The following is a 13,198-nucleotide window of genomic DNA, read 5'->3' on the forward strand; positions in this document are numbered from 1 at the left end:
CCACGATGTATGAAAATGTAGATATAGAAAAAGTATCTCCGATGATGCAGCACTATCTGCAGACTAAGAATGAGTATAAAGACTGCGTTTTGTTTTACAGACTTGGAGATTTTTACGAGCTGTTTTTTGATGATGCCAAGACTGTTTCAAAAGAGCTTGAGCTTACTTTGACAGGAAAGGCGTGCGGACTTGAAGAGAGAGCTCCGATGTGCGGTGTTCCTTTTCATGCAGTAGATACCTATCTTACAAGGCTTGTTTCAAAGGGGTATAAAGTTGCCATTTGCGAGCAGACAGAGGATCCGAAGCAGGCAAAGGGTATTGTAAAAAGAGATGTGACGAGGATAGTTACTCCCGGAACAAATCTTAATATGCAGGCTCTTGAGGAGACCAAGAACAATTACCTCATGTGTATATTTTACGATCCCGACTGTATAGGAATATCTGTTGCGGATGTGACGACAGGTGATTATTATCTTACGGAAGTATCGAGCATCAAAGAGGCTTGCGATGAGATCGGTAAATATATGCCGTCAGAGCTTATCTGTAATGAGGCATTTACTTTTTCGGGTGTTTCTACGGATGATATAAAGAATAGACTCGGAGTATATATAAATCCGCTTGATGCAAGATATTACGATGAGGACAGCTGTAAAAATACGCTGATAACGCACTTTAAAGTAAAGTCGCTAATTGGCCTCGGGCTTGATGATTTCGGAAACGGAATTGTGGCTGCGGGAGCTCTTTTGCAATATCTGATCGATATGCAGAAAACGGAGATAGCGAATATTACTCATATATATCCTTATCTTACGAGCAAGTTCATGCTTCTTGACTCTTCGACAAGGCGTAATCTTGAGCTTGTTGAAACGATGAGGGACAAGCAGAAAAGAGGAACGCTTCTCTGGGTTCTTGATAAGACAAAGACAGCTATGGGCGCAAGGACGCTCAGGAGTTTTATCGAACAGCCGCTTATCGAGAAGGAAGATATTCTTTTAAGACAGGGAGCTGTCGAGAAGCTTGTAAAAAATGTTGTCACAAGAGAAGAGATAAGAGAGTACTTAAATCCTGTATACGACCTTGAGAGACTTATGTCAAAGATCGTATTTAAGACGGCCAATCCAAGGGATCTTCTGGCATTTAGAAATTCTATCAGGATGATACCTGCGATAAAGACTTCTCTTATAGATGTTAAGGATGACAAAGAGCTTTCTATGGTGGAAGAACAGCTTGATCCTTTGAGAGACATATATGATCTTATCGATATGGCTATCGTTGAGGAACCGCCGCTTACGATAAAAGAGAGCGGAATCATCAAAGATGGTTTTGATAAGGATATCGATAATTTCAGGGAGGCAGGTACAAACGGGAAGAGCTGGCTTGCACAGCTTGAGGATGAAGAAAAGGAAAAGACGGGGATAAAAAATCTTAAGATCAAGTACAGTAATGTATTTGGTTATTCCTTTGAAGTCACCAATTCTTTCAAAGACAAAGTTCCCGATTATTTCATAAGAAAACAGACTCTTACAAACTGCGAGAGATATACAACTCCAAAGCTTAAAGAGCTTGAAGATACAATATTAAATGCTCAGGATAAGCTCAATAATCTTGAGTATGAGATGTTCTGTAAAATAAGAGATTCTATCGCACTTGAGATAGACAGGATACAGGGCACGGCAAAAGCAATCGCTCTTCTTGATGTATATGCTTCGCTTGCCTATGTTGCGGAGAAGAATCATTATGTTAAGCCTTCGATAAACGAAAAGGGTGTGTTCAACATAAAGAACGGAAGACATCCTGTTGTTGAGCTTATGCTTGATTCTTCGGATATGTTCATTGCAAATGACACATTCCTTGATAATAAGAAACACTGTATTTCCATTATCACAGGTCCCAATATGGCGGGTAAATCGACATATATGAGACAGACGGCTCTTATTTCTCTTATGATGCAGATAGGAAGTTTTGTTCCTGCAGAGAAAGCAGATCTGTGCGTTGTTGACAGGATATTTACAAGAGTCGGTGCTTCCGACGATCTTGGAAGCGGCCAGTCGACTTTCATGGTTGAGATGAATGAAGTTGCCAATATATTAAGGAATGCGACTTCTAATTCTCTTTTGATCCTTGATGAAATCGGAAGAGGAACATCAACCTATGACGGACTTGCGATAGCCTGGGCGGTTACGGAGCATATCAGTAACAGAAAGATTCTGGGAGCAAAGACATTGTTTGCAACGCATTACCATGAACTTACGGAACTTGAAGGTAAGATGGACAATGTAAACAATTACTGCATTGCGGTAAAAGAAAATGGAGATGACATTGTCTTTCTCAGAAAGATCGTCAAGGGTGGCGCCGATAAGAGCTACGGTATTCAGGTTGCCAAGCTTGCTGGTGTGCCCGATATGGTCATAGACAGGGCAAAAGAGATTGTTTCCGAGCTTACTGACAATGATATTACAGGTAAGGTCCAGAGTATTGCCAAGGACAATAAGAGCGATAAGAAGGTTAAAGTTAAGCATTACGATGACGTTGACATGGATCAGATGTCATTATTTGATACGGTAACTGATGAGGATGTGCTTAAGAGATTGCAGGAAATTGATATAACAACTCTTACGCCTATGGACGCTCTGAATACTTTGTACAAGCTTCAGAGTGATTTAAAAAACAGGTGGAAAAACTAAATGGCATTCATTAACGAACTCGACAAAAATACTATAGACCAGATTGCTGCGGGAGAAGTTGTTGAGAGACCTGCCAGTGTCGTAAAAGAGCTGGTGGAAAATGCGATAGATTCCGGCGCTACCGCCATAACCGTTGAGATAAAAGGCGGCGGTATCGATATGATCCGAGTTACGGATAACGGATCCGGAATCGAAAAGAGTGAGATCCGAAAGGCTTTCAAAAGACATGCTACAAGTAAGCTTAAGTCTATAGACGATCTTTTTAAGATTCATTCGCTGGGATTTAGAGGAGAGGCTTTATCAAGTATTTCTTCCGTTGCTCAGGTCGATATGATCACAAAGACAAGAGAGGATCTTGTCGGGATCAGATATAGCATAAGCGGCGGAGACGAAGTGTGTTTTGAGGAGATCGGTGCGCCGGACGGAACGTCTCTTATCGTAAGGAACCTGTTTTTTAACACTCCTGCGAGAAAGAAGTTCCTTAAGACTCCGCAGACGGAGGCAAGTTATATTGGTGATGTCATGGAGCATCTTGCTCTTGATAATCCGACTGTCTCTTTTCATTACATAAATAACAAAGATGATAAATTCAATACTTCCGGAAACGGTGATCTCAAGGAGATCATCTACAGAATATACGGTCGTGATATTTCTTTGAACCTTGTTCCAATAAATGTCACGGACAGGGGGGTGACACTTGAGGGGTATCTGGGAGAACCTTCGATAAACAGGTCTAACAGGAATTTTGAGATCTTTTTTGTAAACGGAAGATATGTAAAAGATAAGATTGTTTCGAAGGCTCTTGAAGAGGGATACAAGCAGTACCTTATGATGCACAAGTTCCCGTTTGCGGTACTTCACATCAGAATGGATCCCGCTCTTGTCGATGTAAATGTACATCCTGCCAAGCTTGAAGTAAGGTTCGACAATCAGACGGCAATTTATGAGTTTATCCGTTCAAATGTTGAGAATACGCTCAGAAATCATGAAATGATCCCCGATGCGGTTCTTGATGATAAAAAGACGGCGCCTAAAAAGGCAGATGCATTAAATATAATCAAAACAGATAATGAGACAGTTGCTTCTAAAGTTGAAAGCGCTCCAAAAGAGACTTTGGTTAAAGAGGTTTTGAATAAAGAGACTGTAAATAAGGAGACTGTAAATGCAGTTTCTTCAGATAAAGAAAACGAGCATGTTCCAACAAGCGTCGATGTCTTTTTTGATGATTCAAAGAGCACAGAGGCGGACGGAGATAAAGATGCCGTTTCTAAAAAGAAGACTGCTCCCGAACCTTTTGAAAAACAAAGATTTGAGGAGAATCTTGTAAAAGAAGATACTCCGATTTACTCAAAAGATGCGAGCGGAGAGACTGTAAGAATAAGCGATAACAATAAATCTGCCGTATGGACAAGAATTTTTGGAGACCTTGAAGGAAAACAGGCTGAAAAAGCTGAGCATCCTTCGCCTATAATCAAGCCTTCAGAAGCTATTATAGTTGAGAAGCCGGTACAGCTTGATCTCTTTGAAGAGAAGGTTCTTACAAAGGATAATGTCAAAGAGTATGAGATACTAGGGCAGATATTCGGAACATACTGGCTTATTGGCTATAAGGATAAGATGCTTCTTGTCGATCAGCATGCTGCGCATGAGAAAGTTAACTACGAGCGAATGATGAAGAGGTATAAATCGGGAGAGCTTCTTTCACAGATGGTCAATCCTCCGGTTATTGTGACTTTGTCTTCGGCAGAGGAAGATCTTTTCCTGCAGTACAGGCAGTATTTTGAGAAGATAGGCTTTAACATTGAGAATTTCGGCGGTCACGAATATGCGATGAGAGCTATTCCGGTAGATCTCTTTGGCTGCGACGATGAAAAGGATATGTTTATAAAGATTCTTGATGAGTTGTCACATGAGACTAATCTTGACAGAACGCCGGATGTGATAAATTATAAGATCGCAAGCATGGCTTGTAAGGCTTCCGTTAAGGGTAATACTAAGATGACGAAGGAAGAGATGGAAGCTCTTTTGGATGAGCTTCTTACTCTCGAGAATCCTTATAATTGTCCTCACGGAAGACCTACGATCATATCGATGACAAAATATGAGATTGATAAAAAGTTTAAACGAGTTGTGGAATGAATAAACAAAAGCTGATTGTTTTAACCGGGCCCACTGCGGTGGGGAAATCCAAATTATCAATAGAGCTTGCCGGAAAGATTGGCGGAGAGATCATCTCCGCTGATTCTATGCAGGTCTATAAATATATGGATATCGGCACGGACAAGATATCAAAAGAAAAGATGGGGAATATACCGCATCACCTTATAGATTTTCTCGATCCGAAAGAGGACTTTAATGTCTTTACCTTTCAGAAGCTTGTGAAGGAAGCAATTGCCGATATTTCTTCAAGAGGAAAAATACCGATCCTTGTTGGGGGAACGGGCTTTTATATTCAGGCTGTTCTTTATGACATTGATTTTACGGAGACGGACGAAGATAATACGATAAGGCATGAACTTGAAGAGAGAGTGCAAAGAGAAGGTACTTCCGGGATTTATGAAGAACTAAAAAGTGTCGATCCGGAGTCGGCTCTTTTGATCCATGAAAATAATTCAAAGAGGGTTATTCGGGCTCTTGAATATTATAAGAAGACAGGGCGGAAGATATCGGAGCACAATAAAGAGCAGAGCGAGAATGTTTCGCCTTACGATTTCTATTATTTTGTTCTGACCGATGACAGAGAGGTTCTTTATTCAAGGATTGAGAAGAGAGTTGACGAGATGATAGAAAACGGCCTTGTCGATGAAGTTAAGGAACTTCGGAAGATGAACATTCCAAAGACCGCTACATCGATGCAGAGTCTTGGCTACAGAGAGATATTCGGATATCTTGACGGCGAATACGATCTTGAAAGAGCGATATATCTCATAAAGCGAAATACAAGACATTTTGCGAAGAGGCAGCTTACGTGGTTCAGAAGAGAAAAAGATGTGCGCTGGATAGACAAGTCGGAATTTGGAAGAGATGACAATCTGGTTTTAAAAGAAATATTAAGGATATATGAAAATGAGTGAATTTAATCAGACAACGGATAAAATATATGAGGAATTCGGTATCTCAGAGAAGGTACACAGATTCGGAGAGATAATCATCGAGGAACTTTCGGAGAGATTTAAAAAGATCGATGAGACTGCAGAGTATAACCAGCTGAAAGTCCTTAAGGCAATGCAGGACAATAAGGTAAGTGAAGCTTGCCTTATGGGAACAACTGGCTACGGATACAATGATATCGGAAGAGAAAAGCTTGAGGCTGTCTATGCTTCTTTTTTTCATACGGAAGATGCACTTGTGCGGCCTCAGATAACTTGCGGAACTCATGCACTTGCACTTGCGCTTATGAGTAATTTAAGACCCGGCGACATGCTCTTTTCACCGGTTGGAAAACCGTATGATACGCTTGAGGAAGTTATCGGAATAAGGGAGTCAAGGGGCTCGCTTGCAGAGTATGGTATTACTTATTCTCAGGTGGATCTTCTCTCTGACGGAAGTTTTGATTATGACAATATCAAGAAAGTTCTTGAAGAAAATGAGAACATAAAGCTTGTTACGATACAAAGATCCAAGGGATATCAGACAAGACCTACGCTTTCTGTATCAAGGATCGGTGAGCTTATTGCATTTATCAAGGGCATAAAGAGTGATGTCATCTGCATGGTAGATAATTGCTACGGTGAGTTTGTTGAAAGGATTGAGCCAACGGATGTAGGTGCAGATATGGTTGTCGGTTCTCTTATAAAGAATCCCGGCGGCGGACTTGCTCCTATAGGCGGTTATATCGCGGGTAAGAAGGAGTGTGTTGAGAATGCTGCATTCAGGCTCACTTCTCCCGGCCTTGGAAAAGAGGTTGGTGCGTCACTTGGAATTCTTCCCAATTTCTATCAGGGACTTTTCCTTGCGCCCACAGTTACGGCAAGTGCGCTTAAAGGTGCAATTTTTGCCGCAAATATTTATGAGAAGTTTGGATTTTCTGTTTGCCCCGACAGCAAAGAGGAAAGACATGACATTATACAGGCGGTTACTTTTGGTAAGCCTGAAGGAGTTATAGAATTCTGCAAGGGAATTCAGGCGGCGGCACCCGTTGATTCATTTGTAACTCCAGAACCCTGGGATATGCCCGGCTATGATTCACAGGTTATTATGGCGGCAGGTGCCTTTGTTTCGGGCTCTTCAATAGAGCTTTCCGCGGATGGCCCGATCAAAGAACCATATTCAGTTTTCTTCCAGGGAGGCCTTACATGGCCGCATGCTAAGCTTGGCATACTAAAGACTTTGCAAAATCTTGTAGATGCTGGCCTTATCTTGTGCTAAACTATTAGCTGTATGATTTTTGATTCTTTCTGGTCGCCCGGATAGCATTATCAGGAGGAATCACATGAAGCAATCTGATATCTCTTTTAAAGAGCACAAAACATATGAGGACCAGCTTCCCTATGAGCGCTTTTTAAAGTCAGGTCCGGAAAGTCTGACCGATGCCGAACTTCTTGCGATAATTATACGAACAGGAAGCTGCATGGCATCTCCGGTTGATATAGCCAAAAAAGTTATGGCCATGGGCAGAGGAAAAGAAAAAGGGCTTAACAGTCTTTTTTGTGTTTCTGTTGAGGAACTTAAGAGTGTTCACGGCATAGGGGAAGTTAAGGCAGTAAAACTTAAGTGTATTGCTGAACTTGCGAAGAGAATGTCTTGTCAAAAAGCGGATATTGGGCTTTTATGCAACGATCCGTCAGCAGTTGCGGAATATTTTATGGAAAAGCTCAGGCATGAAGAATCCGAGAGGGTTTATCTGCTATGTCTAAACAACAGATTAAAGCTTGTACAGGAAGTTCTTTTGTCCATGGGGACGGTTAATTCAGCCTCATTGTCACCGAGGGATGTTTTTATACATGCTCTCAGAACAGGAGCTTCCAATCTGATATTGGTGCACAACCATCCGGGAGGTGATCCGGCTCCCAGCAGATCGGATGTTGTGATAACCAATAAGATCAGAGAATCGGGGACAATGCTTGATATCATATTAAGGGATCATATAATTATAGGAGATCGCTCATATTACAGCTTCGAAGAGAAGGGGCTGTTATGGCAATAAGGAGGACATTTTGAGTAATATTTTTGGAATCGATCTTGGAACCAGCAACATTAAAATTTATAACAGAGACGAGGATGGTCTTTTTGTTGAGAAGAACATGATTGCCATTGAGAACAAGACTAATGTCTTTGCGTATGGTAATTCTGCATACGAGATGTATGAGAAAGCTCCTGATAAGATTCAGATCACATATCCTTTGAGCAGCGGTGTTATTGCTGATATTGAACACATGGAAGCTCTTGTAAAGCTGTTTTTGACAGACCAGATGAAGGGTTCTGTTAAGCCTTGCGAAGTTTACATTGCCGTTCCCAAGGATGTTACTGAAGTTGAGAGACGTGCTTTCCACGATCTCATAAATGATGCGGGCATTAAGGCCAAAAAGATCATGATGGTTAAAAAGCCTTTGGCTGACGGACTCGGAATGAATGTTGACGTCATGAATTCGCAGGGTGTACTTGTGGTTGACGTTGGATATGATACAACAGAAATTTCAATTCTTTCACTCAGAGGTATCGTTGTCAGCAAACTTATCAAAGTTGGCGGCAAGAAATTTGATGAGTCGATCAGAACCGTTATCCGTAAGGAATTCGGACTTCTTATCGGCGAGAAAACATCTGAAGCTGTAAAAATATCACTTAAGGACCTTGAGAAAGAAGGTAAGGATGCAGTTGTTTACGGAAGAGATATTGTAACAGGTCTTCCCGTTGAGAGAATGATCCCTACAGATCTGCTTAATCAGGCTCTTATCGAGAACTTCGATGCAATCCTTGATAACATTAAAGCTACACTTGAGAGAACTCCTCCGGAGCTCGCTGCCGATATTTTTAAGCACGGTCTCTATCTTACAGGCGGAGCTTCTCAGATCTGTCATCTTGCGCAGAGACTTTCTAACGGTGTCGGACTTAATGTTAATATTGCAGAGAACCCCGTTGGTTCGGTTGCGCTCGGTCTTTCCAAGATTATCAAGGATGACCAGTACAAGGTTCTTGCTTACGGAATAGAAGAGGATAAGTAAATGAGTCCTATTATTAGGAGAACCGGAGAGGATTTTAGAATACCAAGTAAATATCTTCTCTCAATCTTGTCAGTGCTGTCTGTGATCTTAATGCTGGTCACATTTAGCGTTGAAAGAAGTAAATTGGGGCCTTTTGAAGGGCCGCTAAATGCGTTTGCGGGCGTTTTTATTGCGCCTTTGCAAAGAGGAATTACAACAGTAGGTACATCTCTCAAGAAAACTTCTGACAGATTGTCTGAGATTACAAAGCTTCTTGATGAAAATGAGAGATTAAAAAAAGAAATTGAAGATCTGAAAATAGAGAATTCAAAACTGGAGCAGGATAAATACGAGCTCACAAAGCTTCGTGAACTATATGCTCTTCAGGATGACTACGGAAATTACAAGAAGATAGGTGCGAGAGTTACAGGAAGAGATTCCGGAAACTGGTTTTCTACCTTTACGATTGATAAAGGTGAGGATCAGGGAATCAAAGTTGATATGAATGTTCTTGCGGACGGCGGACTTGTCGGAAGAGTCATAAAAGTTGGTCCCGACTGGGCTACAGTGCAGTCTATAATTTCCGATAATTCGTATGTCAGCGGAATGGTTTTGTCCACGCAGGATATTCTTATGGTCAAAGGTAATCTGAATAAGTATGAAAAAGGTGCCATAAGTTTTACGGATCTTAAAGACAGGACAGGAGCTGTAAAGGCGGGAGATAAAGTTGTAACATCATACATCAGTTCAAAATATCTTCCCGGTATTTTGATCGGATATGTTTATTCGGTCAATGATGACAACAATAATATTACCAAGTCGGGAAATATCACTCCGGCTGCTGATTTTGCACATTTAAACGATGTGCTTGTCATTTTGGATCAAAAACAGATTCCTAAAGACGGCTTAGAACACAAGACAGATTCAAACGATTAAATGAGTATCAGAAGAATATTACTTAATTTCATAATAATGATCCTTACGTTCACATTGCAGACAACAGTCTTCAGAGTATTTGCTTTTGGCGGAGTTGTGCCGAATCTTATGCTTGTTTTTGTCACTTCTATAGCTTTTATAAGAGGTGACAAAGTGGGGCTGTTGACCGGCTTTGTGAGCGGTTTTTTAGTGGATATCTTTTTTGGCGCTATACTTGGATTTTATGCGCTTTTATTTATGTACATCGGATTTTTTGTCGGAAAACTTCACGAAGTTTTTTATTCTCAGAATATGGCAATTCCCATCGCTATCATATCTGTTGCTGATTTTATTTACGGCTTTGCATGTTATGTATTGCAGTTTCTCCTCAGGAACGAATTCGATATAGGTTATTATATGATGAATATTATAATTCCTGAGATGGTTTACACTGCGATGGTCGGAATATTCTATTATCCGGTCGTACTTAAGATACATGAACGGATCTTTGATAAAGAGCAGAGGAGTGAAAAGAAGTTTGTTTGATAATTTAAAGGAAAAGGTTTTAAAATTCATAACTTCAAGAGCTGTTATTATATCCGGAGTTCTTATCTTATTTGCTTGCGTTCTGATATGCAAGCTTTTTGTGCTTCAGATAGTTGAGGGAAAAGAGCACAGAGATTCATTTGTTCAAAAGCAGAATAAGGAAAAGACCATTTCTGCTACCAGAGGTCGTATTTTTGACAGACAGGGAAAACTTCTTGCACATGATGAACCTGCCAATTCTGTTATGATCGAAGATGTTTTTGATGCTGGAAAACAGAGAAACCAACAGATAAATGATACTCTTTGCAGAGTTATTGACCTTATTGAGATGAACGATGACACCATTGATCTTGATGGCTTTGGTATCTCTATGGATGTTATCGCACATAAATTTGTCTTTTCATCAGAAAAAGATAAAGAAAGAAAAAAATTCCTTAGGGATGTTTATGGACATGTCAAGATAAGTGAACTTGAGGAGGATGAGAAGAACAGTACTCCGCTACAGGTAATTGACTATCTTTGCAAAAGATATGAGATCGGTGAGACCAAGGAAAAAAACGGAAAGTCTATATTTGTACCAAGAGCCGGATATTCGGATGAAATGGCTTTTAAGCTTGTAGTCATAAGATATAAGATGACCACAAACGGATACCAGAAATATCTTGGTACCACGATCGCATCAAATGTAAATGATAAGACGGTTGCTGCTGTTAAGGAAAATCTGGATACATTAAAGGGAATTTCGGTTGAAATGAATACTATGAGGATGTATGAAGATCCTGAGGTTTTTTCGCCGATTCTTGGTTATACAGGTAAGATCAATGTTGATGAGCTTGATAAGTATTCACAGATCAATCCCGAATACAACATGAATGATATTGTCGGAAAAAGCGGAATTGAGCAGTCAATGGAGAGCGAACTCCAGGGAAAAAAAGGCTATGAGACCGTGAGCGTTGACAATACCGGTAAGGTTATACAGGTAACCGATCATAAGGATCCTGTTGCGGGCAAAGATGTTTATCTGACAATTGATAAGGATCTTAATATAGCCTGTTATAACATCATTGAAAAGAGGCTTGCCAGTATTATTACAGATAAGCTCACGACTGCAATGACGGATCCAAATGCAAAGCCTTCCAATTCAAGTGATGTTAAGATTTCTATTTTTGATGTTTATTTTGGACTTTTTGATAATAATGTCATAGATATATCTCACTTCAGTCAGGCTGATGCAAAAAATAATGAAAAAACGGTATATGAGGCCTTTAAGCAGAAAAAACAATCTGTTATCACCGCCTTAAATGAAGAGCTTGTTACCAAGAAGACGCCTTTTAATAAGCTTTCAGGCGAATATAAAGAGTACATAAATCATATAGTGTCAAACCTGTATGAAGACGGGATTATTACACCTGATAAGAAGACGGATTTATATAATAACTGGGCAGAAGGAACAATATCTCTTTCAGAGTATATAAGCGGGGCACTTTCGCAGCAATGGATAGATGCTTCAAAGCTAGCTCTTGAAGATCAGTATGTTGATTCGGATGATACTTTTAATGCCATAGTAAACTACATTTTCGTCGGAAAAGAGAGCAAGGGTGCCAACGGAACGATTAAGCAATATGGTCTTAACGACGATCATGTTTTTGATACCAGCCTTTATAAATATATGATATATACGGGTGGTGTTACAGGCACTCAGATATGTAATATCCTGCTTGAACAGGGCATTGTAAACAGTGATAATATCAATCCGGAAGAACTTCAGAGATGGAAGAATGGTGGAAATCCATTTGAATTTATGAAGAACCGCATTGCCAATCGTGATATCACTCCGGCACAGCTTGCGATATATCCTTCTACGGCATCCATGGTTATTACGGATGTTAATACAGGTGATGTTCTTGCACTTGTTTCGTATCCGGGATATGACAACAATCGTATGGCAAACGGAGCTAATGCAGAGTATTACGCAAAGCTCATGAATGATAAGTCCAAGCCCATGTTTAACTATGCTACGATGGATAAATCGGTTCCGGGATCTACATTTAAGATAGTATCTGCAACCGCAGGACTTATGGAAGGAGCTATAACTACAACTCAAACACTTCCATGTAGCGGAATATTTATGAAGCTTGGAGACGGACATCCGCCTAAGTGTTGGAAAGGTGGCGGACACGGCTCGCTTAATGTTGTCGGTGGAATCAGAAATTCGTGTAACGTATTTTTCTATGAAGTAGGTTATCGTTTGGGATTTAATAGGGAGACCAACAAATATGACAGCGATCTTGGCTGCGAAAAGCTCAAGAAATATGCCGCCTTATACGGCCTTACAGAAAAATCCGGAGTTGAGATAGAAGAACATACACCTTCAACAGCGAAGGACGATGCTGTCCGTGGTGCTATCGGTCAGGATAAGAATAGTTTTACGACTGTAGGACTTGCAAGATATGTCACAACCGTTGCGAACAGTGGAACTTGTTATAATCTTACTCTTGTTGATAAGATAAAAGATCAGTATGACAATGTTGAAGAGCGAAATGCAACGATCAAAGATAAGATCGATATGAAGAGTGCATATTGGGATGCATTACATCTTGGAATGAGACAGGTTGTTATGGATAAGGCTTATTATGCAAAGCTTAATAATGCCGGAATTCCCGTCGCCGGTAAGACCGGAACGGCGCAGACCAGTGAACATACACCTAACCACTCTTTGTTTATTGGCTATGCTCCGTATGACAAGCCTCAGATTGCAGTAGCAACCCGAATCGATTATGGTTATACTTCCAGTTACGCAGCTCAGATCACAAAAGATGTGCTTGAGTGTTATTTCAAAATAACAAGTCTTGACGAGATTCTTTCAGATGGAGAGCATCTGCAGGATGGTGCTGCGAACGGAGATTGATTATT

At 40.5% G+C, this 13,198-nt stretch carries 9 protein-coding genes; all 9 read left to right on the top strand.

The genetic code is table 11. The features are described from left to right. Positions 1–41 precede the first annotated feature (41 nt). The 9 genes from mutS (at position 42) to T356_RS17970 (ending at position 13,193) form a co-directional block, all read left to right on the top strand. Positions 42–2,684 carry a DNA mismatch repair protein MutS gene (mutS, locus tag T356_RS0101335; protein WP_035780166.1) on the top strand — a complete coding sequence of 881 codons (2,643 nt, stop codon included), beginning with the start codon at positions 42–44 and terminating at the stop codon, positions 2,682–2,684. Continuing rightward, positions 2,685–4,823 carry a DNA mismatch repair endonuclease MutL gene (gene mutL, locus T356_RS21405; protein WP_026512939.1) on the top strand — a complete coding sequence of 713 codons (2,139 nt, stop codon included), beginning with the start codon at positions 2,685–2,687 and terminating at the stop codon, positions 4,821–4,823. Continuing rightward, the gene (gene miaA / locus T356_RS0101345) at positions 4,820–5,758 is read left to right on the top strand and encodes a tRNA (adenosine(37)-N6)-dimethylallyltransferase MiaA (protein ID WP_026512940.1); all 939 of its coding nucleotides are present in this window, start codon (positions 4,820–4,822) and stop codon (positions 5,756–5,758) included. The genes mutL and miaA overlap by 4 nt, the downstream gene beginning before the upstream one ends. Then, complete coding sequence (locus tag T356_RS0101350; protein WP_026512941.1) at positions 5,751–7,052, top strand: methionine gamma-lyase family protein; 1,302 nt, start codon at positions 5,751–5,753, stop codon at positions 7,050–7,052. Before miaA ends, T356_RS0101350 begins: the two co-directional genes overlap by 8 nt. A 64-nt stretch (positions 7,053–7,116) precedes the next feature. Continuing rightward, entirely contained in the window at positions 7,117–7,830 is a 714-nt protein-coding gene (radC, locus tag T356_RS0101355) for a RadC family protein (RefSeq protein ID WP_026512942.1), read from the top strand. Positions 7,831–7,840: 10 nt separating this feature from the next. Next, positions 7,841–8,845, top strand: a complete 1,005-nt coding sequence (locus T356_RS0101360; protein WP_081777702.1) for a rod shape-determining protein — start codon at positions 7,841–7,843, stop codon at positions 8,843–8,845. Next, a complete protein-coding gene (gene mreC / locus T356_RS0101365; protein ID WP_026512944.1) occupies positions 8,846–9,760 on the top strand; it encodes a rod shape-determining protein MreC in 915 nt (304 codons plus the stop codon). Further along, a complete protein-coding gene (gene mreD / locus T356_RS0101370; RefSeq protein WP_051563064.1) occupies positions 9,761–10,285 on the top strand; it encodes a rod shape-determining protein MreD in 525 nt (174 codons plus the stop codon). Next, positions 10,278–13,193, top strand: a complete 2,916-nt coding sequence (locus T356_RS17970) for a penicillin-binding transpeptidase domain-containing protein (RefSeq protein ID WP_035780103.1) — start codon at positions 10,278–10,280, stop codon at positions 13,191–13,193. Before mreD ends, T356_RS17970 begins: the two co-directional genes overlap by 8 nt. Positions 13,194–13,198: the final 5 nt, after the last annotated feature.

This window comes from Butyrivibrio sp. LB2008, from assembly GCF_000621565.1.
Taxonomy (GTDB): Bacteria; Bacillota; Clostridia; order Lachnospirales; family Lachnospiraceae; genus Butyrivibrio.